This window comes from Lutimaribacter pacificus (assembly GCF_900142185.1).
GTDB lineage: Bacteria > Pseudomonadota > Alphaproteobacteria > Rhodobacterales > Rhodobacteraceae > Lutimaribacter > Lutimaribacter pacificus.
This window is the reverse complement of record NZ_FQZZ01000003.1, coordinates 126784-151197: the sequence shown is the minus strand read 5'-3', so window position 1 is coordinate 151197 and position 24414 is coordinate 126784. Positions and strand designations below refer to the sequence as shown.

The window sequence follows — 24414 nt, the reverse complement described above, 5'->3', positions numbered from 1 at the left end:
AGTATTTCGGGAACGATGAAGGACGAGCGTGCCGCCCCCGTCAACCCCGCATCCGCGTGCCCTCGGGGTCGAAGGGCGAGCGGGGCAGGTGCCGCGCCTTGTGCATCTTTCCGAGGATTTCGATCTCCACCTCCAGCTCGTCGGTGACGCGGTCGGCGGGCACGAACCCGTAGGCGATGGATTTGCCCAGGTGGTGCGAATACCCGCCCGAGGTGCAAAAGCCGACCACCGCGCCGTCCAGCCAGATCGGTTCATAGGCGACGACATCGGCATCGGTCGCGTCCACCCCGAAATTGATCAGCCGGCGGGCGGGGCCCCGGGCGCGTTCGGCCTCGGCGGCGGCGCGGCCGATGAAATCGCTGTCCTTCCCCCAGGCGATGAAACGGTCCATACCCGTTTCGGCGGGCGTGTAATCGGGGCTGAACTCGGCCCCCCAGCTGCCGAAGAACCGGTCGAGCCGCAGCGACATCATCGCCCGCATCCCGAAGGGGCGCATCCCATGTGGCTGCCCCGCCGCCCACAGCACCGACCAGAGCGCGCGCTGCGCCATCGGATCGCAATAGATCTCGTACCCGAGGTCACCGGTATAGCTGACCCGCTGCACAAGGCAGTCGGCCATGCCCACCGTGACGTGGCGCAGGTCCATGAAGCGCATGTCCGCGATATCGTCGCGCGTGCAGGCGGCCAGCACCTCGCGCGCTTTGGGGCCCGCGATCTGGAACCCGGTCAGCCGGTCCGAGATGTTGTCGACACGCACGCCTTCTGCCTCGTTCATCCCGAACCAGCGCATGTGGAACGCCTGCGCGCCGTAGCTGGCGGTCAGCTGGAAGGTTTCGTCGTTCAGACAGGACACGGTGAAATCGCCGATCAGCCGCCCCTTGTGCGACAGCATCGGCGTCAGCGACAGCCGCCCGGGTTTCGGGATGCGGCCGGCCATGATCCGGTCCAGCCAGCCGCGCGCGCCCGCGCCGGTGACAAGGTACTTGCCGAAATTCTGCAGCTCGTTGATGCCCACGGCGCCGCGCACCGCCGCGACCTCGCGCGCGGTGGCGTCGAAGGCGTTGGACCGGCGGAAGGACGGGGTTTCGAAGCGCGACTCGCCCGGTTCGGCAAAGTAATTGGCGACCTCCAGCCCGTATTGATGGCCCCAGACCGCGCCCATGCCGTCGAACAGGTCATACATCGGCGTCTGCCGGAACGGGCGCGCGGCGGGCAGTTCCTCGTTCGGGTAGGAGACGGAAAACCGTTTCTGGTAATTCTCGATCACCTTGGGGCGGGTGTAGCCGGGGGTGATCCAGTCGCCGAACCGCGCGCAATCCATCGCGAAGGTGTCGCGCTCGGTCTCGCCCTCGATCATCCATTGCGCCAGCATCAGGCCGACGCCGCCGCCCTGCGAAAAACCCGCCATGACCGCGCAGGCCGACCAGTAATTGCGCACCCCCGGCACCGGCCCCACCAGCGGGTTGCCGTCGGGCGCGAAGGTGAACGGCCCGTGGATCACCGATTTGACGCCTGCCCGTTCCAGCGCCGGAAAGCGGCGATAGGCAAAGGCGATGCTGTCCTCGATCTTGTCGAAATCGTCGGGCAGCAATTCGTGGCCGAAATTCCAGGGCGTGCCATCGACAGCCCAGGGGCGGCAGGGCTGTTCGTAGAACCCGATGCACAGGCCCTTGCCCTCTTGCCTCAGATAGCTTTCGCCGGCGGGGTCCATCACATGGGGGTGTTCGCGGCCGTCCTGCGCCATTTCAAGGATCAGCGGCACGTCCTCGGTGACGATATACTGGTGCTCCATCGGGTGCAGCGGGAAATAGATGCCCGCCATCGCGCCCACCTCGCGCGCCCAGAGGCCGCCGGCATTGACCACATGCTCGGCATGGATCGTGCCCTTGTCAGTCACCACGTCCCATGTGCCGTCGGGGCGCTGGTTCGTCTCGCGGACCATGCAATGCGTTTCGATCGTGGCCCCGCCCATCCGCGCCGCGCGGGCATAGGCATGGGTGGTGCCCGAGGGGTCGAGATGGCCGTCCAGCGGGTCGTAAAGCCCGCCGATGATCCCGTCGAGATTGGTGACCGGCGCGATTTTCGCGATCTCTTCGGGGCCGACGATCCCGGTCTCCAGCCCCATGTAGCGGTGCTTGGCCCGTTCGGCCAGCAGCATGTCCATCCGTTCGCGGTTGTCGGCCAGCGTCACGCCGCCCACGTGGTGCAGCCCGCAGGACATGCCGGTGATCTCTTCCAGTTCCTTGTACAGACGGATGGTATAGCCCTGCAGCGCGGCCATGTTGGTATCGCCGTTCAGCGTGTGAAACCCGCCCGCCGCGTGCCACGTGCTGCCCGAGGTCAGGTCGCTGCGTTCGATCAGCATCACGTCGGACCAGCCCAGTTTCGTCAGGTGATAGAGAACGCTGCATCCGACGACGCCTCCGCCGATCACGGCCACGCGGGTGGTGGTTTTCATGGGCTTTCTCCCGGTTTCTGTTTTTCGCAGGCTTTCCTGTCTCGTCCCGTGCCGCAAGCCCAAAGGCGACACGATGCGTCGCGCAGGGGCAAGGCGCACTTGTATCACCGCGACGGATCATGTCGGGTTCGGGCAATTCTTTGGCGGGGAATCCGGCACTCTGGGCCGGAACACGGACCGGGGGATGCCCAGATGAAGACCCATGCACAGGCTGTCGTGATCGGCGGCGGCGTCATCGGATGCTCGATCCTGTATCACCTGACCAGGCTGGGGTGGAGCGATGTCGTCTTGCTGGAGCGCGACGAGCTGACCAGCGGCTCGACCTGGCACGCGGCGGCCAATATCCACGGGCTGCATGACAGCGCCAATATCAGCCGCCTGCAGCACTACACGATGACCCTTTACAAGGAGCTTGAGGTCGAAACCGGGCAGGGCTGCGGCGTGTTCCAGCCCGGCAGCCTGTATCTGGCGCAGACCGAGAACCGCGAATACCAGCTGCGTCTGCAGGCGGCCAAGGCGCGGCTTTACGGCATGAATTTCCACGAAATCACCCGCGATGAGGCCGAGCGCCTGCACCCGCTGGTGAATTTCGACGGCATCCGCTGCATCATGTTCGAACCCGATGGCGGCAATGTCGATCCTTCCGGCGTGACCAACGCCTATGCTGCGGGCGCCCGCCAGCGCGGGGCGGAGATTTATCGCTTTACCCCTGTCACCGGCACTGTCGCGCAACCCGATGGAAGCTGGGTCGTCGAGACGCCCAAGGGCAATATCCGCACGCAATGGGTGATCAACGCCGCCGGTCTCTGGGGGCGCGAGGTGGCGCGGCTGGCGGGGATCGAGGTGCCGCTGCAACCGACCGAGCACCAGTATTTCGTCACCGAAACCCTGCCCGAGATCGCCGCGATGGACCGCCGCCTGCCCTCGGTGGCCGACCGCGATGGCGAATATTACCTGCGGCAAGAGGGCAAGGGCCTGCTGATCGGCGCCTATGAGCGCGACATGCGCTTCTGGGCCGAGGAAGGCACGCCGCTGGATTTCGCGCATGACCTGTTTCCCGACGATCTGGAGCGGATCATGGAAAACGTGATGCGCGCGATGGATCGCGTGCCCGCCGCGGCCGAGGCGGGTGTGAAACGCGTGATCAACGGGCCGATGATCTGGTCGCCCGACAGCAATGTGATCCTCGGGCCGGTGCCGGAATTGCGCAACTATTTCATGTGCGGCGGCATCGTCCCCGGCTTCAGCCAGTCGGCGGGCATGGGGCTGATGGCGGCGCAATGGATCACGCAGGGCGAAATGCAATACGACATGTTCCCCTGGGACATCGCGCGCTTCGGGCCCTGGGCCAATGACCGCGATTTCGTCAGGGCAAAGGTGCGCGATGTCTACGCCCACCGCTTCGCGATCCACTACCCGAACGAGGAGCGCGCCGCCGGCCGCCCCCTGCGCACCCGCCCGGCCCATGGGATGCAGCGCGCGATGGGCGCGGTGATGGGGTTGAACTATGGCTGGGAGCATCCGCTGTGGTTCGCGGACGACCCCGATCACGTCGATACCAACGGCTTCACCCGCCAGAACTGGTGGGAGGGCGTGGGCCGCGAGGTGCGGATGCTGCGCGACCATGCGGGCATCATCGACATCTCGAACTTTGCCCGCTACCGCGTGACGGGGCCGGGGGCCGGGGACTGGCTGAACGCGGTTTTCGCCAACCGCATGCCGCGCGCGGTGGGCCGGTCCTGCCTGACGCCGCTGATCGGCAAGCGCGGCGGGATCGCGGGCGACGCGACGGTGACGCGGCTGGCCGGGGACGAATTCCTCGTGATCTCATCTGGCATGGCCGAACGCTATCACAGCCGGTTCTTCGGCCAGGTGCCGCTGCCCGAAGGCACCCGCTTCGACAGCGTGACCGACGCCATGTGCGGCTTCAACGTGGCCGGGCCGGAATCGCGTGCGCTGCTGCAACGGCTGACCAATACCTCGCTGGCGACGGCGGATTTCCCCTTCATGCGCTCACAGCGCATCGCGGTGGCGGGCATCGACGTGATCGCGCTGCGCGTCAGCTTCACCGGCGACCTGGGGTGGGAACTGCACTGCGCCGAAAAGGATCAGGTCGCGCTCTACACCGCGCTGCTGGAGGCCGGGCGTGACCTGGGCGCGGGCCCCGTGGGCAGCCGCGCGCTGACAAGCCTGCGCATCGAAAAGGGCTATGGCTCATGGAGCCGCGAATACAGCCCCGAATACTGGCCGCAAGAGGTGGGGCTGGAGCGGCTGGTCAGGATGGACAAGGATTTCCTGAACAAGGACGCCGTTGCCCGCGTGCTGGACAATCCCGCGCGCGAAAGGCTGGTGCTGCTGGACATCGACGCCGGTGCGGTGGCCGCCAGCAATGCCGACGCCACCGGGGGCGAGCCGATATTCCGGGACGGGCAGGGCATCGGGCGCGTCACCTCGGGCGCTTACGGCTACAGCGTGGACAAGTCGCTGGCGCTGGGGTTCGTGAAAGATGCAGCCCCCGGCGACCGGGTCGAGGTGATGATCCTCGGCCGCCCCCACGGCGCGACCATCCTGCGTGAACCGCCCTTCGATCCGACAGGGGAAAGGCTTCGCGCCTGACCCGGCGGCCGCCTCCGGCGGGAGTATTTGCGGAACGATGAAACCCCGGCGCCCGCCTTTTCATCGTTCCAAAAATACTCAAAACGGGCGCAGCCCGCCCGCGATCGGCGCTGTCATTCCTCGCGCCCGGCGGCCCTGAGCCGCGCGTGCAGGCCGGCGGCCTCGGGCGCGCCGGCCTCCAGCGCGAAGACATAGGCATGGGTCAGGTAGAAACAGGCCGCGTCGATATCCGGTGCGATGTCGCCGGCCTCGGCATAGAGGAGGATCAGCGCCTGCCGGTCGTCGCGCGCGTGGGCGGCCAGCAGGCGTTGATCCAGGTCGCTCATTCCGCGGCCCGCGCCCGCGCGCGGTGGGTTTCGATCTTGCCGGCCACCCAGTCGTGAAAGCAATGCGTGGCCCCGTCCATCGCCGGGCTGAAGCGCCCGCCGTCGAACAGCGGCGCGTGGCGGCCGCGCTGCATCCCCTCGACGACGAAGATATCCTCTTCGAACACGGTTTTCCAAAGCTGGGTATTGCGCGCGCGCAGCCCCTCGTCGGTGTCGGGTTGCGTGTAATAGAGATGGATGTTCTCGACCGTGCGTTCCGGGCCTTCGGGCACAAGGATGATCGCGAAGGCATGATCGCGGTGCACGCCCAGCAGCACGTTGGGATAGATCGCCAGGTATTCGGCTGCGGTGTCCCATTTGTCGGACAGGCCCTTGAAATCGGGGAAGGTTTCGCCGTTCTCGTTGCCAAGCTGGCGATAGACCAGCGTGCCCTGGCCGGAATATTCGCCCGGCTTTTCGATGTTGTAGTGATCCTCCAGCCGGGAATAGCTGTTCAGCCCCGGATGCACCCAGGGCAGGTGGTAGCTTTCGCAGTAGTTTTCGACCGCCAGTTTCCAGTTGCTGTTCACGCTCAGCTGGAACCGGCTGTCGGCGCCGCCGTGATACATCGGCTGTTCGAATTCCCGCCACCGGTCCAGCACGTCGGCCATCGCCGCGTCGAAGGGCGGGGCGTCGCCGGTGACGTTGATCCAGACCACGTCGAACCAGACATGGCTGCGGATTTCCACCAGCCCCAGCTCGGGGCGTTTCACGGCCTCGTGGGTGTTGCGGCCGGGGCCGCCCACATGGGGCGTGCTGACCAGCCGGCCATCGGTGCCGTAGCACCAGGAATGATAGGGGCAGCGGATCGCGCCCGCGATCCTGCGCGGCTCGTCCACCAGGATCATGCCGCGATGGCGACAGGTGTTCTGAAACACCCGGACCTGGCCGGCCTTGTCGCGGATCAGCAAAAGCGGCATCCCCAGGAAGGTGAGCGGGACAGCATCGCCCGGTTCGGGCACGTCCGAGGCGACGGCAAGCCCGGCCCATTGCGAGAACAGCAGCGCCTGCTTTTCCTCGTCGAACACGGCCGGGTCGATGTAATGGGCGTTGGGCAGGCCGTTCGCCTCGGCCACGGGACGGCGGACATTGTGAAGCGGTGTCGTCATGGTCGGTCCTCCTGCCTTGGGTTTCGTGCAGGGTACCGTTGTCTGGCCGGGCGCTATAGCCTGTCAGCGACCGGCGGTGTCGTGAACGGGCGGGCCGGGCGGCGGTCAGCTCAGCGGCCGGTCGACCTGCAACAGCCGCAGGTGATGGGCCATCAGTTCGTCACGCTCGCAATAGCCCATGCGCCGCGCCGCTGCCAGGACCGTGCCGATATCGCGCCCCAGGTATTCATAGACCATCCGCGTCAGCCGCAGCCCCAGCGGTTGCTGGCGCAGGGTGCGGGTGACATAGCCTTCCCAGAAATTGTTTTCGTAGGACGATACCGGGGCAAGGAAGTTGTAGGTGCCGGTCTTGCCGCCCTCGCGCGAGATCAGGATGGAAACGCCGTCCTCCTGCCGCAGCACGACGCCGCGGAAATCGCGTTGCCTGTGGCGGGCGCGCAGGCCCTGCTGTTTCATCGCCTCGCGCGGCTCCAGCCCGCGCAGGAAGGTGTGGCCGTCGACCCGCTTGACCACGACCAGCCCCTGCAGGAAGCGGCGGTCATCCATGAAGCCGCGCCGCGAGAACCGGTAGAACCCGCTTGGAAACAGCTTTTCGGGCACGTCGGTTGCCTGCGGGCCCAGCCAGTCGGCGATAAAGGGATGGGACAGCATACCGACGGGGTCGCGCTGCAGCTCCTCGACCGGGGTCAGCAGGATGCGGGCGTCCATGTCGAAGAACCGGCAGATCCGGTCGAGGATTTCGGGGCGGGGGAAGCTTTCGCCGGACAGGTAGCGGTTGAACTGCGTGCGGTTGATTCCCAGCGCCCGGCACAGCGCCGTGACCGATGGGAAACTGCACGCCAGGATCTTGAGATTTCGGCCGAAAACCGTTCGCAACTCGGACGGGGAAACAGGATCTGACTGCGTTACCATTTCACATGTATTCGGGTGGTTCCTTACTTAAGGTCAACTTTTGGCACAGCTCAGGGTGTGGCGCCACAAGTAAAAGTAGAAGTATGACGCGGCTACGTAACGTCACAGACGCGCATTGGCGTCAGATTTCGGGGCGCCTGACACAAATCCGAACGCCCGGATGCTATTTTTTGCATGTTCTGCCCAAACCTGTTTCGTAGAATGCGTCCGTTGGGGATTGATTGGGGACAGAACTGGCAATGAAGATGTTTGGTGTTGTGTTGTGGTGTTCCGAAAATGGGGAAAAGGCGGTGATCTGGTGCGAGGATCACGGCGACCTTGCGTTTTTTCACGATGTGAACAACCGGCAGGTGCTGGAAGCCGGCGACATGGTGCGGTTTCGTGCTGAAAACGCGCGCAAGATGCGGCTGGCCCGCGATCTCGTGCTTGTGGCGCAGGACGGGTTTCGTGGCCTGCCCGAGCGGCTCAGGGCCGCGGGCCGGCCGGGGCGGGCGGTTGTCCGGCGGATCACGCCCGCCGCGTAACGATCGGGCGCGGCGGTCCGCTGCCGCCGCGCCCGGTGCTTTCCCTCATGGGTGCCGAAAGGCGGTCACGCCCCGCGCGACAGCGCGGCGACGCCCGTGCGCGCGACCTCGACCAGGCCCAGCGGGCGCATCAGGTCGGCGAAGGCGTCGATCTTTTCCGGCGTGCCGGTGATCTCGAAGACAAAGCTTTCCAGCGTCGAATCCACCACGTTGGCGCGGAAGATATCGGCCAGGCGCAGCGCCTCGACCCGCTTGTCGCCGCCGCCGGCCACTTTCAGCAGTGCCAGTTCGCGTTCGACGCTGGGACCCTCGACCGTCAGGTCGTGCACGTCATGCACCGGCACGATGCGGCCAAGCTGCGCCTTGATCTGCTCGATCACCTGCGGCGTGCCGGTCGTGACCACGGTGATCCGGCTCAGCCCGCCCTCGTGGTCGACCTCGGCCACGGTCAGGCTTTCGATGTTGTAGCCCCGGGCCGAGAACAGCCCGATCACGCGGGCCAGAACGCCGGCCTCGTTGTCCACCAGCACCGCCAGCGTGTGCCGTTCCTGCACGTCCGAGAAACTGGGACGCAGGTTATAGGCGGAATGCTTGGTCGAGCCCTTCTTGATCTTTAGCGCAGACATTTTGCTTCCCTCGCTTTGCCCCGTCGCTGCCGGGGCGGGTCGTTTCCGGGGGCGCACCGGTTTCGGGTGCACCCCGCGTTCGGTCACACAAGAACGGCGCCCGAGCTGCCGATGGCGTCCTTGGTGCTGGCCTCGCCCAGCAGCATCTTGTTATGCGGCTCGCCCGACGGGATCATGGGGAAGCAGTTTTCGTGCTTTTCCACCAGGCAATCGAAGATCACCGGCCCGTCATAGGCGATCATTTCCATGATCGCGTCGTCCAGGTCGGCCGGGTCGCCGCACTGGATGCCCTTGGCGCCGAACGCCTCGGCCAGCTTGACGAAATCGGGCAGCGCCTCGGACCAGCTGTGGGAATAGCGTTCGCCATGCAGCAGTTCCTGCCACTGGCGCACCATGCCAAGCCGTTCGTTGTTCATGATGAACTGCTTGACCGGCAGGCGGAACTGCACCGCGGTGCCCATTTCCTGCATGTTCATCAGCCACGATGCCTCGCCCGCCACGTTGATGACCAGCGCATCGGGGTGCGCCATCTGCACGCCGATCGAGGAGGGGAAGCCATAGCCCATCGTGCCCAGCCCCCCGCTGGTCATCCAGCGGTTCGGATCGTCGAAGCCCAGGTATTGCGCGGCCCACATCTGGTGCTGGCCGACCTCGGTGCAGACATAGCGGTCATGCCCCTTGGTCAGCGCCTCAAGCCGTTGCAGCGCGTATTGCGGCTTGATCGTGGGGCCGTCCTGCTTGAAGGACAGGCAATCGACTTTCTTCCATTCCTCGATCTGCGCCCACCATTTCGCCAGCGCCTCCTTTTCGGTCTTGCGGCCGCGTGCCTTCCAGACCTTCAGCAGGTCCTCCAGCACGTGCGCCACATCGCCGACGATGGGGATATCCACGCGGATCACCTTGTTGATCGACGAGGGGTCGATGTCGATATGCGCCTTTTTCGATTTCGGGCTGAACGCGTCGATCCGGCCGGTGATCCGGTCGTCGAACCGCGCGCCGATATTGATCATCAGGTCGCAATCGTGCATCGCCATGTTGGCCTCGTAAAGGCCGTGCATCCCCAGCATCCCCAGCCATTTGTCGCCCGAGGCAGGGTAGGCGCCCAGCCCCATCAGGGTCGAGGTGACGGGAAAGCCCGTGGCCTCGACCAGTTCGCGTAAAAGCTGGCTGGCCGCGGTGCCCGAGTTGATGACGCCGCCGCCGGTATAGAAGATCGGCCGCTTGGCGGTTTCCAGCGCCTCGGCCAGTTCGGTGATCGCCTCCATGTCGCCCTTGACGCGCGGGGCGTAATGGCCGTTATCCACCTGTTTCGGCCCGACGTAATCGGCGCTGGCGAACTGCACGTCCTTGGGGATATCCACCAGGACGGGGCCGGGGCGGCCGTTGGTGGCGACGTGGAACGCCTCGTGCAGGATATGCGGGAGGTTCTCGGTATCCTTCACCAGCCAGTTATGCTTGGTGCAGGAGCGGGTGATACCCACGGTATCGGCCTCCTGGAAGGCGTCAGACCCGATCATGAAGGTCGGCACCTGACCCGTCAGAACCACGATCGGGATCGAATCCATCAGCGCGTCGGTCAGCCCGGTCACCGCGTTGGTCGCCCCGGGGCCCGATGTCACAAGGCACACGCCCGGCTTGCCGGTGGAACGGGCATAGCCCTCGGCGGCGTGCACCGCGCCCTGTTCGTGGCGCACAAGGATGTGCCGGATGCCGTTCTGCTGGAAAATCTCGTCATAGATCGGTAGCACAGCGCCGCCGGGATATCCGAATACGACGTCCACGCCCTGATCCTTGAGGGCCTGAACCACCATTTTCGCGCCGGTCATCTGACGTGTCATCTGTTTGCTCCGTCTATCAACGTCATGTCATTCGCCAAGAAAAAGCCCCCGAGGATCAGTCGGGGGCGCATGGGGTTCCGTTATGGTGTCCGTTACCGGCCCATGCGCCATGTATCCAGCAGGATTACTACGAGAGTCATCGGGTGGGTTCTCCTTCGCGTGCGCACGGTTCTAAGGGGGGCAACGGGGGCCGTCAACCACGGAAGTCGTGAATATTATGTCGCAGGGAAAGTTTTTCGCGTTCTTTTGTTGCGCAAACCGGCACCCGGACATCGGCAGGCGCAATCCCTGCCGCGCGATGCCGCGATCACCCCTTGGCCGGACGGGCCCCGGGCAGGGTGATGTTGGCCACCTGCTCGGCGATCGGGTCGGTGTTCAGCGGATGCAGTTCCGACGAGTAATCCGCCGGGTCGCGCATCTTTTCCCAGCGGTTGCCGACATACAGCTCCAGCCCGCTGAACTTGGCCTTGTACCCCATCTTGCGGCTGCCCGGCACCCAGTAGCCCAGGTAGACGAAGGGCAGGCCGGCCTCGCGCGCGATCTCGATATGGTCGAGGATGATATAGGTGCCCAGCGACTCGCGCGTGCTGTCGGGATCGTAGAAGGAATAGACAAGGCTCACCCCGTCATCCAGCACATCGGTCAGGCAGACCGCGGCCAGCCGGTCGGTTTCGCTGTCGGAATATTCCACCACGCGGGTGCGCACCGGGGTTTCCTCGATCATCGCGGCGAATTCGAACACATCCATATCGGCCATCCCGCCATCGGCGTGGCGGCTGTCGAGATAGCGGCGGAACAGCTCGTACTGATCCTCGGTCGCCCAGGGCGAGGTCGCCTTGCGGGTCAGGTAGGCGTTGCGGCGCTGCGTGCGCTTCTGGCTTTTCGAGGGCCTGAAATCGGCCACCCGGATACGCGCCGACATGCAGGCGGCGCAATCGGCGCAGGACGGGCGATACAGCACGTTCTGCGAGCGCCGGAAGCCCTGCTTCGACAGGGTGTCGTTCAGCCGCTCGGCCGCGTCGCCCTGCAGGGCGGTAAACAGCTTCCGTTCCATCCGCCCGTCGAGATAGGGACAGGTCTGCGGGGCGGTCACGTAAAACTGCGGGGCAATGGGTAACGTATGGCGCATGGGGTCCGTCGGAAATCAACCTGAGCCGACACTATCAACCCGCCCCGCATCCGCCAAGGGGGCACCGAACGCCGTGGTCAACGCCGCGCCTGGCGGTTCAGCGCGACGCTGCCCAGCACCATGTCGGTCAGGCCCTGTCCGCGCTCGCTGGTCAGCATCAGCACGATCGAGATGGCTTGCGCCACGAAAACCCCCATCGAAACGGTAAAGCCCAGCGTGTGCAGGAATGCGGTGCCCAGGTCGAAGGTGCGCCCCTCATGGGTGCGGAACTCGATCGCCATCAGGCGCATGCCCCAGGTGGCCGACCGGTTTGCGATGGTCGCCACGCGATAGGCAAAGCCCACCACCAGCATCAGGAACGGGAAAAAGAACACACCGGTAAAGGCGGTGAAGGGCAGGACCAGCAGGCACATCGCCACGATGACCAGCGTGTCGACGACAAAGGCCAGCAGGCGCTTTGTCGGCACATCGGCGTAGAATTCGGGCTGCAGATGCGGGTCGGGCAGGGCGGAAAAGGTCATGGGGATCTTTCTGGGGCACAAGGGACCGGCCCGCAAGGGGCGGGCCGGGCGTGGGGCGCAGGGGCGCGCGGTCTCAGGCGTCTTCGTCTTCGCGCGGGGCACGGGCCTCGCGGGCGCGGTCTTCCATGAACTCGTCGAACTCGGCCTTGTCCTTGGCTTCGCGCAGGCGTTGCAGGAAGTTTTCGAACTGTTCCTGCTCTTCCTCCAGCCGGCGCAGCGTGTCGGCCTTGTAGGCGTCGAAGGCGCTGTTTCCGCTGGGTTTCATCGCGCCATAGGCGTGGCGGGCCATGTGGCTGCGGCGGTGGGAACAGGATTTTCCGAACATGCGTTTGCTCCAGATCATGTAGGCAAGAAGGGCCAGCCCGACGGGCCAGAAGAAGATGAATCCAAGGACCATGGCGGCGATCCAGGCGCCCTTGCCACGGGCGTCGAGCCAGGCCTCGGCGCGGCTCAGCCAGCCGGCGGGCCGGGAGGGCGCTTCGGTATAGGGTGCGGCGGGTGTCATGTCTCTCTCCGTTGATGCGATGTGAATGTCTTTCACATTACACAAGATGGGAGGACGGCCGGACCCTGACAAGGGGTGATGTGAAAGTTTTTTACATTTTCGCGGTCAGGCCGTGAAATCAGCCACTTGTGCGCCGCTCAGCCGGGCCAGTTCGGTGGATTGCAGCGGAAAGACATGCCGCGGTGTGCCGGCGGCGGCCCAGATTTCGCTGAATTCCAGCAGCCGGGGATCGGCCCAGGCGCGGATCGGGTTCAGGTGGCCCACCGGGCTGACGCCGCCGATGGCGAACCCCGTCTGCGCCCGCACCGCCGCCGCATCTGCGCGGTCCAGCCTCTCGCCCGCCAGCGTGGCGGCCTTGGTGGCATCCACCTGGTTGCCGCCCGCGGTCAGGAACAGCAGGCACTGGCCGCTGTCATGGCCCTGGAAGATGATCGACTTGACGATCTGGTCCAGCTCGCAGCCCACCGCATCGGCGGCCTCCTGCGCGGTGCGCGCGCCGTCGGTTTCGCGGATATCGGGGGTGACCCCGGCCTCTTCCAGCGCGCGGCGCACGCGGGCCATGCTTTTGCTCATGCCTGATGCCTTTCGTTCAAAACCGCGCGAAGATTGCCCAAAACCGCGCGGTTCCGCAATCGGCCTGTCCTCTCTTGCATCCGCGCGCGTGCCATGGCCTATCTTCGGCCATGAGTTTCGCATCCCGTATCACCCGCCTGCCTGTCCCCTTCGAACCCGATCGCGGCGCCGAGGCGCGCGCCGCCGTGCCCGGCCTGTCGGGCGACCTGGCAAAGCTGGTCGAGGGGGCGGGGGGCTGTTCGCCCTATCTGCTGGGCCTGACCGAGAAAGAGGCCGGCTGGCTGCCCGGCGCGCTGGACGATCCCGAGGCGGCGCTGGAGGCGGTTTTCGCCGATATCCAGGGCGCGGCGCCGGATGTGCTGCCGGTCGCGCTGCGGCAGGCCAAGCGGCGGGTGGCGCTGCTGGCGGGGCTGGCGGACCTGGCCGGGGTCTGGCCGCTGATGCAGGTCACCGGCGCGTTGACCCGGCTGGCCGATCTGGCGACCCATACGGCGATGCGGGCGACCGTGGGCCATGAAATCCGGCGCGGCAAGCTGCCCGGCGCGACCGAGGACGATATCGAGCAGGCGGGCGGCATGGTGGCGCTGGCGATGGGCAAGATGGGTGCGGGCGAGCTGAACTACAGCTCGGATATCGACCTGATCTGCCTGTTCGACGAAACCCGCTTCGACCCCGAGGACTGGCACGAGGCGCGCGCCAGCTTCGTGCGCGCCACCCGCAGGATGTCGGCGATGCTGAGCGACATGACCGCCGAGGGCTATGTCTTTCGCACCGACCTGCGGCTGCGCCCCGATCCGGCGGTCACGCCGGTCTGCCTGGCGATGGCGGCGGCGGAAACCTATTACGAAAGCCTTGGCCGGACGTGGGAGCGCGCGGCCTATATCAAGGCGCGCGCCTGCGCGGGCGATATCGCGGCGGGCGAGAAGTTCCTGAAAACCCTGACGCCCTTCGTGTTCCGCAAGCATCTGGATTTCGCCGCCATCCAGGATGCGCATGACATGCGCCTGCGCATCCGTGAACATAAGGGGCTGGGCGGGCCGATCACCCTGCCGGGCCACAACATGAAGCTGGGCCGCGGCGGTATCCGCGAGATCGAGTTCTTTACCCAGACCCGGCAACTGATCGCCGGCGGGCGCGACCCCGAGCTACGGGTGCGCGGCACGCTGGACGGGCTGCGCGTGCTGGCGGACAAGGAGTGGATTCCGCAGGATGCCGCCGGGGTGCTGGCCGATCACTATGTCGCCCACCGCGAGGTCGAGCATCGCCTGCAGATGATCCGCGACGCCCAGACCCACGACCTGCCCAATTCCGAAGAGGGGTTCGAGAGGCTCGCAAGTTTCATGGGGCGCGAGGTGCAGGAGCTGAAAACCGACCTGCATCGCCGCCTGACCGAGGTGCACGACCTGACCGAAAGCTTCTTCGCGCCCGAAGGCGGCGGCCCGGCCGAGGTCGAGGTCGGGCACGAGTTCAACCCCGAAATCGTCGCCCGCTGGCGCAGCTATCCCGCGCTGCGTTCGGCCCGCGCGGTCGAGATATTCGAGCGGCTGAAGCCCGAGATACTGGAGCGGCTGGCCCGCGCCGCCCGGCCCGACGAGGCGCTGCTGGCGCTGGACGGGTTCCTGGCCGGTCTGCCGGCGGGCGTGCAGCTTTTGTCGCTGTTCGAGGCGAACCCGCAACTGATCGACCTGCTGGTCGATATCGTCGGCACCTCGCCCGCGCTGGCGGCGCATCTGTCGCGCAATTCCGGCGTGTTCGACGCGGTGATCGGCGGCGATTTCTTCGCCGACTGGCCGGGTCACGATGCCCTGCGCGACGAGCTGGCGGCGCGGATCGGGGACGAGGACGATTACGAGCGCAAGCTCGATCATGCGCGGCGCTGGGCGAAGGAATGGCATTTCCGCATCGGCGTGCATCACCTGCGCGGGCTGATCGACGCGGATGCGGCGGGCGCGCAATATGCCGACCTGGCCGGGGCGTGCCTCGCCGCGCTCTACCCGGCGGTGGTGGCGCAGTTCGCGGCCAAGCACGGGGCGCCGCCGGGGCGCGGGGCGATGGTGCTGGGCATGGGCTCGCTGGGGGCAGAGCGGCTCAATGCGTCGTCCGACCTGGACCTGATCGTGATCTACGACGCGGCGGGGGTCGAGGCGTCCGAGGGGCGGCGGCCGCTGGCGGCGCGGGCCTATTACGCGCGGCTGACGCAGGCGATGGTGACGGCGGTGACCGCGCTGATGAGCGAGGGGCGGCTTTACGAGGTCGACATGCGCCTGCGCCCCTCGGGCACGCAGGGGCCGGTGGCGACCTCGCTGGCGTCCTTCGAAAGCTACCAGAAGGACGAGGCCTGGGTGTGGGAGCACCTGGCCCTGACCCGTGCCCGCGCGGTGGCGGGCGATAACGGGGTCGCGGCGGATGTCGAGGCGGTGCGCCGCACCGTTCTGGGCGCGCCGCAGGATGCCGCCCGCGTGCTGCATGAGGTGCGCGAGATGCGCGCGCGCATCGCCGCCGCGAAACAGCCGGCGGGCCCGTGGGACGCCAAGATCGGCCCGGGCCGGTTGCAGGACGTGGAACTGGTGGCGCAGGCGGCGACCCTGCTGACCGGGGGCACCGGCCGCTCGGTTGCGGCGGGGCTGGAGGCGGGGCGGCAGGCCGGATGGCTGCGCGATGACGAAAGCGCGACGCTGGATGCCGCATACAGGCTGTGCTGGAAGGTGCAGGCCGTGTCAAAACTGCTGAGCGACAAGCCCTTCGATCCCGGCAGCATGGGCGAGGGCGGTTGCGCGATGATGCTGCGCGAAACCGGGGCCGACAGCCTGGCCGTGCTGGAGCAGGACCTGACCGCGCTGACCGCGCGCGCGGGGCAGGTGATCGACGACGTGACCGGGCGGATGCCGAAAGGAGCAGGGCAATGAAAAAGGGCGATGCACAGGACCCCAAGGGGCTGATTTTCGAATCCTACCGGATCGAGGGGATCACCGAGCCGGAATGCCGGACGATATTCCTCGACTGGGCGCTGAGCCTGCCGGACGGGCAGGACAGCCATGCGGCGCTGCAGGCGCTGATCGCCCGCTACGGGGCGGATGCGCCGGATCACCCGATGACGCAGGTCATGCGCGCGGGGCTGGACGGGATGGGCAAACCGCGCCGCCGGGGCGGGGCGGGCGCGCGTCCGCGCGGGCAGGGGTAACCGGCGCGATCACAGCGCCGCGGCCTGCCGGGCCAGCCCGGTGATCGCCGCCCATTCGCCGTTTTCCACCAGCTTGCGCGGGGCGACCCAGCTGCCGCCGACGCAGAGCACGTTGGGCAGCGACAGGTAATCGGGTGCGTTCACCGTGTCGATCCCGCCGGTCGGGCAGAACCGCAGCTGCGGCAGCGGCCCGCCAAGCGCCCTGAGCGCGGGCGCCCCGCCGATGGCCGAGGCGGGAAAGAATTTCAGCGTGTCGTAGCCGCGTTCCAGCAGCCGCATCGCCTCGGTGGCGGTGGCGGCGCCGGGCAGGATGGGCAGGTCCGCCGCCTCGCAGGCGTCCAGCAGCCGGTCGGTGGCGCCGGGCGAGACGGCGAACTGCGCGCCCGCGGCCCTGGCGGCGGTGACATCATCCGGCGTCAGCACCGTGCCCGCGCCGACGATGCCGCCCGCAACCTGCGACATGGCCGCGATGGCCTCGAGCGCCACCGGCGTGCGCAGCGTGACCTCAAGCACCGGCAGGCCGCCCGCGACCAGCGCCTGGGCCAGCGGAACGGCGTGGGCGGCATCCTCGATCACCAGCACCGGGATCACAGGGGCCTTGCGGCAGAGCGCTTCGGTGGCCTTGCCGATGTCCTGCGGGGTCATGGTCATACCACCACGCCCGCCCCGGCGCTGGCGGGGCCGACGGTCTGGCGAAAGATTTCGAACAGTTCGCGCCCGATGCCATGCCCGTTGGCCGACAGGTCGGGCGTTGCCGGGGGGCGATCCAGCGCGCCGTGGCTCAGCACCTCCAGCGTGCCCTTGTGCGCATCCAGCCGCAGCAGGTCGCCATCGGCCAGCCGCGCCAGCGGCCCGCCCACCATGGCCTCGGGCGTGACATGGATGGCCGAGGGCACCTTGCCGCTGGCCCCCGACATCCGCCCGTCGGTGACCAGCGCCACCTTGTGCCCGCGCCCCTGCAGCACGCCCAGCGGCGGCATCAGCCCGTGCAGTTCCGGCATCCCGTTGGCCTGCGGCCCCTGGAAGCGGACGACCACGATAACGTCACGGTCCAGTTCGCCGTTCCGGAACGCCGTTTTCACGTCGTCCTGGCTGTCGAACACGCGCGCGGGCGCCTCGATCACATGGGCCGCGTCGGAAATCGCCGAGGTCTTGATGATCGCCTCGCCCAGGTTGCCCGACAGGTGGGTCAGCCCGCCGGTGGGCTGGAACGGGTCGCCGGCGGGGCGCAGGATTTTGTCGTTGAGCGTTTCGCCGCTGCCGGGCCGCCAGGTGACGCTGTCGCCCTCCAGCACCGGCTCGGTCGTGTAGCGCGCCAGTCCCGGCCCGGCGATCGTCTGCACGTCCTCGTGCAGCAGCCCGGCCTCCAGCAATTGCCCGATCAGGTAGCCAAGGCCGCCGGCGGCGTGAAAATGGTTCACGTCCGCAAGGCTGTTGGGATAGACCCGCGCCAGCAGGGGGGTGACCGCCGAGAGGTCGGAAAAATCCTGCGGCTCCAGCGCGATACCGGCCGCGCGCGCCATCGCGGGCAGGTGGATGACCAGGTTGGTCGACCCGCCCGTGGCCATCAGCCCGACGATCCCGTTGACGAAGGCGCGTTCGTCCAGCACGTCGCAGACCGGCGTGTATTCGTTCCCCTGCGCCGTGATCGCAAGCGCGCGTTCGGTGCCCGCGCGGGTCAGCGCATCGCGGAGCGGCGTGTTCGGGTTGACGAAGCTGGCGCCGGGCAGGTGCAGGCCCATCAGTTCCATCAGCATCTGGTTGGAATTGGCGGTGCCGTAGAAGGTGCAGGTGCCGGGGCCGTGATAGCTGGCCATTTCCGCCGCCATCAGCGCGGCGCGGTCGACCTCGCCGGCGGCGAATTGCTGGCGCACCTTCGCCTTTTCGTCGTTGGGCAGCCCGCTGGTCATCGGCCCGGCGGGCAGGAAGACGCCCGGCACATGGCCGAAGGTGGCGGCGGCGATCACCAGCCCCGGCACGATCTTGTCGCACACCCCGAGATAGAGCGCCGCATCGAAGGTGTCATGGCTGAGCGCGACACCCGCCGCCAGCGCGATCACGTCGCGCGAGAACAGCGACAGCTCCATCCCCGGCTGGCTTTGGGTGACGCCATCGCACATCGCGGGCACGCCGCCGGCCACCTGCGCGGTGCCGCCCGCGCCGCGCGCGGCCTGCCGGATCACGTCGGGGAAGGTTTCAAACGGCTGATGCGCCGACAGCATGTCGTTATAGGCGGTGACGATCCCCAGATGCGGCGCGCGGCCCGTCGCCAGCGCCTGCTGGTCGGGGCCCGTGGCGGCATAGGCATGGGCCTGGTTCGAGCAGCTCAGATGCGCACGGTTCGGGCCTTTTCGCCCGGCCTGGCGCATCCGCGCCAGGTAGGCGGAGCGTGTCGTTTCGCTGCGGGTGCGTATCCGGTCGGTCACCCGCGCCACTGTGTCGTTGAGTGCCATGCATCCCCCACTGGCTGCTGGCCCAGCTATACGCCGTTAGCGATAACGCCGCAACCGTTCCCGCGGAAGGCCGCCGAAGCGCCTTTCGATCACCCTGCAATTGTACGGCTTGTGTCCAAGTTTCGCCCCAAAACTTAATCAAATCTTGCGCAAAGGTAAGGGGCAGACCGCCCCCTGGAGGTTCGGTATGACACATCTTCGTATTCTCGTGGCACTGGTGCTGGGGCTGGGCGTTTCGGCCTGCGCCTCCATCGAAACCGCGACCCGCAACGCGCCGCTGGAAAGTGCGACCGCGCTGGCGGACGAGGCGCCCTCGGCCGCGGTGCGGTCGATCGCGGTGCAGTCCTTCGTGGTCCGGGTGCCGGACGATCTGAAGGTGAGCGAGGCCAACAGTTATTACCCGATGGGCGATATCGTCTGGCGCGGCGATCCCGCGGGCGACCGCCATCGGCAGGTGGCCGCCATCTTCGACGACAGCCTGTCGCTTGCGACCGCGGGGATGCAGGGCGCCCTGCCGGTGACGGCGGAAATCGTGGTCAGGCGGTTCCACGCGCTGACCGAGAAAACCCGCTATACCATCGGTGGCGTGCATTCGATCCGGTTCGACCTGATCCTGCGCGACCCCGAAACCGGCATCGCCATCATGCCCCCGCGCGAGATCAGGGCCGATCTCAAGGGGTTCGGTGGCGCCGCGGCGATCGAGGCCGAAGCAAACGGCATGACGCAAAAGCTGCGCATCACCCGGCACCTGGCCAACGTGATCCGAACCGAGCTGGAAAACCCCGGCTCGGCGCCCAGGGGCGTGACGCAACTGGTGGCCGGGCTGGAAACCGCACCACTCTGATCTTTCGCCCGGACGGGAACGGCGGTAAGAGGACGGCATGACGCCGTCCTCTTTTCCCGTTATCCGCCTGAAACCCAAGGCCAATGCCCGCGCCATCCGGCACGGTGCGCCCTGGGTGTTCGACAATGAGCTGGTCACCGACCGCCGCACGAAATCGCTGGCCCCCGGCACCGTCGCCGTGCTGGAGGATGCCGAGCGCAACGCGCTGGCGCTGGTGGCGGTGAACCCGAATTCCCGCATCTTCGCCCGCGTGCTGGATCGTGACCTGACCGCCCGGATCGACCGGGCGTGGCTGGCCGCGCGGCTGGCGCGCGCGCTGGAGCTGCGCGAGCGGCTTTATGATGCGCCGTTCTATCGCCTGGTCCATGCCGAGGCCGACGGGCTGCCCGGCGTGGTGATCGACCGTTTCGGCGACAGCGCGGTGATCCAGCCCAACGCCGCCTGGGCCGACCTGCTGCTGGACGACCTGGCCGCCGCGCTGACCGATGTGACGGGCGTGGCGAACGTGCTGAAGAACGCCGGCGGCCGTGCCCGCACGCTGGAGGGGCTGGACGAGGACAGCGGCGTGCTGCGCGGTGCGGCCCCCGATGCGCCGGTGCCGGTGCCGATGAACGGCGCCACCTACATGGCCGACCTGACCGGCGGGCAGAAGACGGGGCTGTTTTTCGACCAGCGCCCCAACCACGCCTTCGCTGCACGGCTGGCACAAGGCGCGCGGGTGCTGGATGTGTTTTCCCACGTGGGCGGCTTTGCGCTGGCCTGCCTTGCCGGCGGCGCGGCCCATGCGCTGTCGGTCGACGGATCGCAGGCGGCGCTGGACCTGGCGCAGGCGGGGGCGCAGGCGGGCGGTATGGCGGATCGGTTCGACACCCGCAAGGGCGATGCCTTCGACGTGCTGACCGCGCTGGGCGACGAGGGCGCGCGGTTCGACCTGGTGATTTGCGACCCGCCCGCCTTCGCCCCGTCGAAACAGGCGCTCGAGGCGGGGTTGCGCGCTTATGAGCGTATCGCGCGGCTGGCCGCGCCGCTGGTGGCAGAGGGCGGATACCTTGTCTTGTGTTCCTGTTCGCACGCCGCCGACCTGTCGAAATTCCGCACCGCCTGCACGCGCGGGATCGGGCGCGCGGGCCGGGCGGGGCAGATCATCCACACCGGATTTGCCGGGCCGGATCACCCGCTGATGCCGCAACTGGCCGAAAGCGGGTATCTCAAGGCCCTGTTCTATCGCCTATGAAGGTGCTGCTGGATACTTGCGTTCTGTACCCCACCGTCATGCGCGAGATGCTGCTGGGCGTGGCCGGGCAGGGGGCGTTCACGCCGCTCTGGTCCGCCCGCATCCTTGAGGAATGGGCCCGCGCCGCGCGCAAGCTGGGCCCCGACGGCGAGGCGCAGGCCCGCGCCGAGATCGCACTGGTCACGGCCGCCTGGCCCGATGCGCCGGTCACATGGCCGCCCTCGCTGGAGGCGCGGTTATGGCTGCCTGACCCGGCGGATATCCATGTGCTGGCCGCCGCCATCGCGGGCAGCGCCGATGTGATCGTGACGCTGAACGCGGGCGATTTCCCCCGCAACATCCTGGCCGAAGAGGGGCTGAGCCGCGCCGACCCCGACGGCTTCCTGCTGGGACACTGGCAGGCGCAGCCGGAAATGGTGGCCCATGTCGGCGCGAAAGTGCTGGCCGACGCGCAGCGCCTGTCGGGGCAGAACTGGGATATTCGCGGATTGATGAAAAAGGCCCGCCTGCCACGGCTGGGCAAGGCGCTGGCGGGTTAGCACACCGTCGTATCGTCTGAACGACACACCCTGCCCGGAACAGCCGCGCAGCGGCCCGGGCATCGCACGGCCGCCCCCTGGCCGGGCGATTGGCTGCCGCCGGCACTCCGATTTGAGGGAGGATGTGGCTGCACGATAAAGTGCCACGCACAGCCGTCGGATCGCCCGACCGCGGCCGTGCGATGCCCTTCTGTTGCGGAACGAAACGACCGGCGGCTTTGTCCCGCTCACCCGGTCCGGGCGGGGTGCGGCCTCTGCCGCCCTGACCTCAGGACGCGCCCCAGCCGGCCTCGTGCCGTTCGATGGCGGCGATGCGGTCCTTGGTCGGCGGGTGCGACATCAGCCACGCGGGCATGACACCGGCGCGCGCACTGGTCAGCGATTCCAGCTTTTCGAACAGCGATTTCTGCGCCGCCGTGCCGATCCCGGCCTTGATCAGCAGGGCCGAGGCGTATTCGTCGGCCTCGTATTCGTCCCCGCGGCTGAGGCGCGCGGCCAGCAGCGTGGTCAGCATGTTGGCGATCCAGATGCCGATACCGGGCAGCAGGCGCGCGAACACCATCGCCATCGCCGTGCGCAGCGCGTTCTGGCCGGAAAAGTCGATCATCCGCCGCCGCGCGTGCCCCAGCGCCACGTGGCCCAGCTCATGCGCGATGACGCTGGCCATTTCCTCGGCCGTGACCTCGCCCTCACGGAACTTGCGGTAGAACCCGTTGGTGATGAAGATCCGCCCGTCCGGCGCGGCCAGCCCGTTCACCGGCTCGATATCGTAAAGGTGTACGCGCACGCGCGGCAGCTCCAGCGCGGCGGCCATCCGGTCGAGCATAGGCTGCAGCGCGGGATCGCGCAGCTCGGTCGAGCGCGCCGACAGTTCGGCCTGCGTGCGCCAGACCGAAAAGCGATACATCACCAGACCGTAGATCAGCGCCAGAAGGATCGGGGTGAATTTCAACATGGCACAGATATGGGGCAGCTTGCGCGCAGCGGCAAGCGGCGGGTTGCCTCGCGCGGCGAAACCGGGTCTGTTCGGCGCCGGGCGATGACGGAGGCGGCGATGGCGCAACCCTATGAACTGGACGACGGTTTCGGCGAAGGCGTGCGGATGGGGCTGATCGTGCTGTCCACCGACGAAAGCCTTGAGAACGAGGCGCGCATGGTGCTGGCGGGCCGCCCGGTCAGCCTGCTGCACGCGCGCATCCCCGCGCAGCCCGACGTGACGCCCGACAGCCTGCGCCGGATGGCCGATGAAATGACCGCCACCGCCGCCCGCCTGCCGCGCGGGCTGGACGTGATCGGCTATGGCTGCACCAGCGCGTCCACCATCATCGGGCCCGACCGGGTTCAGGCGCTGGTGCAGCAGGCGCATCCCGGCGTGCCGGTGACCAACCCGATCTCGGCCGTATCGGCGGCGCTGAAGGCGCTGGGCGTGGGGCGGATCGGCTATGGCTCGCCCTATGTGCGCAGCGTGACCGCGCCGATGCGCGACTTTCTGGCCGGGCAGGGGATCGACACCGTGGCCGAGGCCAGTTTCGACCAGGCCGACGATTACACCGTGGCGCGGATCGCCGAAAGATCGACGCGCAACATGCTGGAAACCCTTGCGGAACGCGACGGGGTGGAGGGGATATTCGTCAGCTGCACCAACCTGCGCAGCTTCGGCATCATCGACGCGGTCGAGGCCGCGACGGGCCGCCCGGTGGTCAGCTCGAACCAGGCGCTGATCTGGCACATGCTGCGCCTTGCCGGGGCAGAGGCGCGCGGCTGGGGACCGGGACGGTTGTTCGAAACATGAGCGGCGCACTCAGCGCGTCAGGTCCTTCATACCCTGTTCGATCCCGGCCAGCGTCATCGGGACCATGCGATCCTCGAACAACTCGCGGATCATGCCGATGGAATGGGTGTAGCCCCAGTATTTCTCGGGCACCGGGTTGATCCACATATGATCGGGCCACTGGTCGCGCGCGCGTTGCAGCCAGACCTGCCCGGCCTCGGCGTTCCAGTGTTCGTTTGCTCCGCCGGGATAGGCGATTTCATAGGGCGACATGCTGGCGTCGCCCACGAAGATGCATTTGTAATCAGGGCCGTAGGTGTGCAGCACGTCCCATGTCGGCGTCTGCCGGTCCCAGCGGCGGCGGTTGTCGCGCCAGACGCCTTCGTAGAGGCAATTGTGGAAATAGTAATATTCCAGGTGCTTGAACTCGGCGCGCGCGGCGCTGAACAGTTCCTCGACCACCTTGATATGCGGGTCCATGCTGCCGCCCACGTCGAGAAACAGCAGCACCTTCACGGCATTGCGCCGCTCGGGCCGGGTTTTCACGTCGAGATATCCGTGCTCGGCGGTGGCGCGGATCGTGCCGTCAAGGTCCAGCTCGTCATGGGCGCCGTCGCGGGCCCAGCGGCGCAGGCGTTTCAGCGCCACCTTGATGTTGCGGGTGCCAAGCTCGACGCTGTCGTCGAGGTTCCTGAACTCGCGCTTGTCCCAGACCTTGACCGCGCGCTGGTGGCGGGATTTTTCCTGCCCGATGCGCACGCCCTCGGGGTTGTAGCCATGCGCGCCGAAGGGCGAGGTGCCGGCGGTGCCGATCCACTTGTTGCCGCCCTGGTGGCGGCCCTGCTGTTCCCTGAGCCGCTCTTTCAGCGTCTCCATCAGCTTGTCGAAGCCGCCAAGCGCCTCGATCTCGGCCTTTTCTTCCTCGGACAGGTGCTTTTCGGCCAGCTTTTCCAGCCAGTCGGCGGGGATGTCGACGGCGTTCAGAACGTCGCCAAGCTGGACATCCTCAAGCCCCTTGAAGGTGGCGGCGAAGGCGCGGTCGAACTTGTCGAGGTTACGCTCGTCCTTCACCATCGCGGTGCGGGCGAGGTAATAGAACCCCTCGACATCATAGGTGACGAGGCCGGTCTTCATCGCCTCCAGGAAGGCGAGGTATTCCCGCACCGTGACCGGAACGCCGCCTTTTCGCAGATTTTCGAAGAACGGCAGGAACATG

General features: G+C 67.2%; 22 protein-coding genes. 8 read left to right on the top strand and 14 right to left on the bottom strand.

The window, feature by feature from the left end; all coding sequences use genetic code 11:
• Positions 1-40: 40 nt before the first annotated feature.
• The gene (locus tag F3H87_RS09530; protein ID WP_149789172.1) at positions 41-2458 is read right to left on the bottom strand and encodes a GcvT family protein; all 2418 of its coding nucleotides are present in this window, start codon (positions 2456-2458) and stop codon (positions 41-43) included.
• 192 nt (positions 2459-2650) lie between these two features.
• On the opposite strand from F3H87_RS09530, the gene F3H87_RS09525 reads away from it, so the two are divergent.
• Positions 2651-5074 carry a GcvT family protein gene (locus F3H87_RS09525; RefSeq protein ID WP_149789173.1) on the top strand — a complete coding sequence of 808 codons (2424 nt, stop codon included), beginning with the start codon at positions 2651-2653 and terminating at the stop codon, positions 5072-5074.
• 113 nt (positions 5075-5187) lie between these two features.
• Here the strand turns inward: F3H87_RS09525 and F3H87_RS09520 are convergent, their stop codons facing one another.
• The 3 genes from F3H87_RS09520 to F3H87_RS09510 all read right to left on the bottom strand — a co-directional run bounded on the left by F3H87_RS09520 (position 5188) and on the right by F3H87_RS09510 (position 7460).
• Complete coding sequence (locus tag F3H87_RS09520; RefSeq protein WP_149789174.1) at positions 5188-5400, bottom strand: hypothetical protein; 213 nt, start codon at positions 5398-5400, stop codon at positions 5188-5190.
• Positions 5397-6548 carry an aromatic ring-hydroxylating oxygenase subunit alpha gene (locus F3H87_RS09515; protein ID WP_149789175.1) on the bottom strand — a complete coding sequence of 384 codons (1152 nt, stop codon included), beginning with the start codon at positions 6546-6548 and terminating at the stop codon, positions 5397-5399. The genes F3H87_RS09520 and F3H87_RS09515 overlap by 4 nt, the downstream gene beginning before the upstream one ends.
• A 105-nt stretch (positions 6549-6653) precedes the next feature.
• Positions 6654-7460: a helix-turn-helix domain-containing protein gene (locus tag F3H87_RS09510; protein ID WP_149789176.1), complete on the bottom strand. Its 807-nt coding sequence runs from the start codon at positions 7458-7460 to the stop codon at positions 6654-6656.
• A 239-nt stretch (positions 7461-7699) separates the two neighbouring features.
• Here F3H87_RS09510 and F3H87_RS09505 point away from each other — a divergent pair, with 239 nt between their 5' ends.
• Positions 7700-7984 (top strand): hypothetical protein, encoded by a 285-nt coding sequence (locus tag F3H87_RS09505; protein WP_149789177.1) that lies wholly within the window; start codon positions 7700-7702, stop codon positions 7982-7984.
• Positions 7985-8049: 65 nt separating this feature from the next.
• On the opposite strand, the gene ilvN is transcribed toward F3H87_RS09505, so the two are convergent.
• The 6 genes from ilvN to F3H87_RS09475 form a co-directional block, all read right to left on the bottom strand.
• Entirely contained in the window at positions 8050-8610 is a 561-nt protein-coding gene (gene ilvN / locus F3H87_RS09500; RefSeq protein ID WP_149789178.1) for an acetolactate synthase small subunit, read from the bottom strand.
• Positions 8611-8693: 83 nt separating this feature from the next.
• Positions 8694-10448 carry an acetolactate synthase 3 large subunit gene (locus F3H87_RS09495; RefSeq protein ID WP_149789179.1) on the bottom strand — a complete coding sequence of 585 codons (1755 nt, stop codon included), beginning with the start codon at positions 10446-10448 and terminating at the stop codon, positions 8694-8696.
• A 307-nt stretch (positions 10449-10755) separates the two neighbouring features.
• Entirely contained in the window at positions 10756-11577 is an 822-nt protein-coding gene (locus F3H87_RS09490) for an arginyltransferase (RefSeq protein ID WP_149789180.1), read from the bottom strand.
• A 77-nt stretch (positions 11578-11654) separates the two neighbouring features.
• The gene (locus F3H87_RS09485) at positions 11655-12098 is read right to left on the bottom strand and encodes an RDD family protein (RefSeq protein WP_149789181.1); all 444 of its coding nucleotides are present in this window, start codon (positions 12096-12098) and stop codon (positions 11655-11657) included.
• 73 nt (positions 12099-12171) lie between these two features.
• Positions 12172-12603: a DUF2852 domain-containing protein gene (locus F3H87_RS09480; protein ID WP_149789182.1), complete on the bottom strand. Its 432-nt coding sequence runs from the start codon at positions 12601-12603 to the stop codon at positions 12172-12174.
• A gap of 105 nt (positions 12604-12708) precedes the next feature.
• Complete coding sequence (locus tag F3H87_RS09475; protein WP_149789183.1) at positions 12709-13176, bottom strand: YbaK/EbsC family protein; 468 nt, start codon at positions 13174-13176, stop codon at positions 12709-12711.
• Positions 13177-13286: 110 nt separating this feature from the next.
• Here F3H87_RS09475 and F3H87_RS09470 point away from each other — a divergent pair, with 110 nt between their 5' ends.
• Positions 13287-16082, top strand: coding sequence for a [protein-PII] uridylyltransferase family protein (locus F3H87_RS09470; protein ID WP_149789184.1), 2796 nt, complete (start codon positions 13287-13289; stop codon positions 16080-16082).
• The gene (locus F3H87_RS09465; RefSeq protein ID WP_149789185.1) at positions 16079-16357 is read left to right on the top strand and encodes a hypothetical protein; all 279 of its coding nucleotides are present in this window, start codon (positions 16079-16081) and stop codon (positions 16355-16357) included. The genes F3H87_RS09470 and F3H87_RS09465 overlap by 4 nt, the downstream gene beginning before the upstream one ends.
• A gap of 9 nt (positions 16358-16366) precedes the next feature.
• Here the strand turns inward: F3H87_RS09465 and eda are convergent, their stop codons facing one another.
• Entirely contained in the window at positions 16367-17002 is a 636-nt protein-coding gene (gene eda / locus F3H87_RS09460; protein ID WP_149789303.1) for a bifunctional 4-hydroxy-2-oxoglutarate aldolase/2-dehydro-3-deoxy-phosphogluconate aldolase, read from the bottom strand.
• Positions 17003-17004: 2 nt separating this feature from the next.
• Positions 17005-18810, bottom strand: a complete 1806-nt coding sequence (edd, locus tag F3H87_RS09455; protein WP_149789186.1) for a phosphogluconate dehydratase — start codon at positions 18808-18810, stop codon at positions 17005-17007.
• 187 nt (positions 18811-18997) lie between these two features.
• Here edd and F3H87_RS09450 point away from each other — a divergent pair, with 187 nt between their 5' ends.
• The 3 genes from F3H87_RS09450 to F3H87_RS09440 are packed head-to-tail and all read left to right on the top strand — an operon-like array spanning position 18998 to position 21427.
• Positions 18998-19654: a DUF6778 family protein gene (locus F3H87_RS09450; protein ID WP_149789187.1), complete on the top strand. Its 657-nt coding sequence runs from the start codon at positions 18998-19000 to the stop codon at positions 19652-19654.
• Between the two features lie 37 nt (positions 19655-19691).
• Positions 19692-20888 carry an RSP_2647 family RNA methyltransferase gene (locus F3H87_RS09445; RefSeq protein ID WP_149789188.1) on the top strand — a complete coding sequence of 399 codons (1197 nt, stop codon included), beginning with the start codon at positions 19692-19694 and terminating at the stop codon, positions 20886-20888.
• Entirely contained in the window at positions 20885-21427 is a 543-nt protein-coding gene (locus F3H87_RS09440) for an RSP_2648 family PIN domain-containing protein (RefSeq protein WP_149789189.1), read from the top strand. The genes F3H87_RS09445 and F3H87_RS09440 overlap by 4 nt, the downstream gene beginning before the upstream one ends.
• A 268-nt stretch (positions 21428-21695) precedes the next feature.
• Here F3H87_RS09440 and F3H87_RS09435 read toward each other — a convergent pair whose 3' ends face one another.
• Positions 21696-22382: a M48 family metallopeptidase gene (locus F3H87_RS09435; RefSeq protein WP_149789190.1), complete on the bottom strand. Its 687-nt coding sequence runs from the start codon at positions 22380-22382 to the stop codon at positions 21696-21698.
• Positions 22383-22481: 99 nt separating this feature from the next.
• Here F3H87_RS09435 and F3H87_RS09430 point away from each other — a divergent pair, with 99 nt between their 5' ends.
• Complete coding sequence (locus F3H87_RS09430) at positions 22482-23219, top strand: maleate cis-trans isomerase family protein (protein ID WP_149789191.1); 738 nt, start codon at positions 22482-22484, stop codon at positions 23217-23219.
• Between the two features lie 9 nt (positions 23220-23228).
• Here F3H87_RS09430 and F3H87_RS09425 read toward each other — a convergent pair whose 3' ends face one another.
• The gene (locus F3H87_RS09425; RefSeq protein WP_149789192.1) at positions 23229-24413 is read right to left on the bottom strand and encodes a vWA domain-containing protein; all 1185 of its coding nucleotides are present in this window, start codon (positions 24411-24413) and stop codon (positions 23229-23231) included.
• Position 24414: the final 1 nt, after the last annotated feature.

Excerpts from the sequence above, each read along its gene's own strand:
- F3H87_RS09435 (WP_149789190.1), bottom strand. The coding sequence starts at position 22,382 with ATGTTGAAATTCACCCCGATCCTTCTGGCGCTGATCTACGGTCTGGTG.
- F3H87_RS09530 (WP_149789172.1), bottom strand. The coding sequence starts at position 2,458 with ATGAAAACCACCACCCGCGTGGCCGTGATCGGCGGAGGCGTCGTCGGA.
- F3H87_RS09520 (WP_149789174.1), bottom strand. The coding sequence starts at position 5,400 with ATGAGCGACCTGGATCAACGCCTGCTGGCCGCCCACGCGCGCGACGAC.
- edd (WP_149789186.1), bottom strand. The coding sequence starts at position 18,810 with ATGGCACTCAACGACACAGTGGCGCGGGTGACCGACCGGATACGCACC.
- F3H87_RS09485 (WP_149789181.1), bottom strand. The coding sequence starts at position 12,098 with ATGACCTTTTCCGCCCTGCCCGACCCGCATCTGCAGCCCGAATTCTAC.
- F3H87_RS09525 (WP_149789173.1), top strand. The coding sequence starts at position 2,651 with ATGAAGACCCATGCACAGGCTGTCGTGATCGGCGGCGGCGTCATCGGA.
- F3H87_RS09425 (WP_149789192.1), bottom strand. The coding sequence starts at position 24,413 with ATGTTCCTGCCGTTCTTCGAAAATCTGCGAAAAGGCGGCGTTCCGGTC.
- F3H87_RS09465 (WP_149789185.1), top strand. The coding sequence starts at position 16,079 with ATGAAAAAGGGCGATGCACAGGACCCCAAGGGGCTGATTTTCGAATCC.
- F3H87_RS09440 (WP_149789189.1), top strand. The coding sequence starts at position 20,885 with ATGAAGGTGCTGCTGGATACTTGCGTTCTGTACCCCACCGTCATGCGC.
- F3H87_RS09495 (WP_149789179.1), bottom strand. The coding sequence starts at position 10,448 with ATGACACGTCAGATGACCGGCGCGAAAATGGTGGTTCAGGCCCTCAAG.
- F3H87_RS09445 (WP_149789188.1), top strand. The coding sequence starts at position 19,692 with ATGACGCCGTCCTCTTTTCCCGTTATCCGCCTGAAACCCAAGGCCAAT.
- F3H87_RS09475 (WP_149789183.1), bottom strand. The coding sequence starts at position 13,176 with ATGAGCAAAAGCATGGCCCGCGTGCGCCGCGCGCTGGAAGAGGCCGGG.
- F3H87_RS09430 (WP_149789191.1), top strand. The coding sequence starts at position 22,482 with ATGGCGCAACCCTATGAACTGGACGACGGTTTCGGCGAAGGCGTGCGG.
- ilvN (WP_149789178.1), bottom strand. The coding sequence starts at position 8,610 with ATGTCTGCGCTAAAGATCAAGAAGGGCTCGACCAAGCATTCCGCCTAT.
- F3H87_RS09490 (WP_149789180.1), bottom strand. The coding sequence starts at position 11,577 with ATGCGCCATACGTTACCCATTGCCCCGCAGTTTTACGTGACCGCCCCG.
- eda (WP_149789303.1), bottom strand. The coding sequence starts at position 17,002 with ATGACCCCGCAGGACATCGGCAAGGCCACCGAAGCGCTCTGCCGCAAG.
- F3H87_RS09505 (WP_149789177.1), top strand. The coding sequence starts at position 7,700 with ATGAAGATGTTTGGTGTTGTGTTGTGGTGTTCCGAAAATGGGGAAAAG.
- F3H87_RS09510 (WP_149789176.1), bottom strand. The coding sequence starts at position 7,460 with ATGGTAACGCAGTCAGATCCTGTTTCCCCGTCCGAGTTGCGAACGGTT.
- F3H87_RS09515 (WP_149789175.1), bottom strand. The coding sequence starts at position 6,548 with ATGACGACACCGCTTCACAATGTCCGCCGTCCCGTGGCCGAGGCGAAC.
- F3H87_RS09450 (WP_149789187.1), top strand. The coding sequence starts at position 18,998 with ATGACACATCTTCGTATTCTCGTGGCACTGGTGCTGGGGCTGGGCGTT.
- F3H87_RS09470 (WP_149789184.1), top strand. The coding sequence starts at position 13,287 with ATGAGTTTCGCATCCCGTATCACCCGCCTGCCTGTCCCCTTCGAACCC.
- F3H87_RS09480 (WP_149789182.1), bottom strand. The coding sequence starts at position 12,603 with ATGACACCCGCCGCACCCTATACCGAAGCGCCCTCCCGGCCCGCCGGC.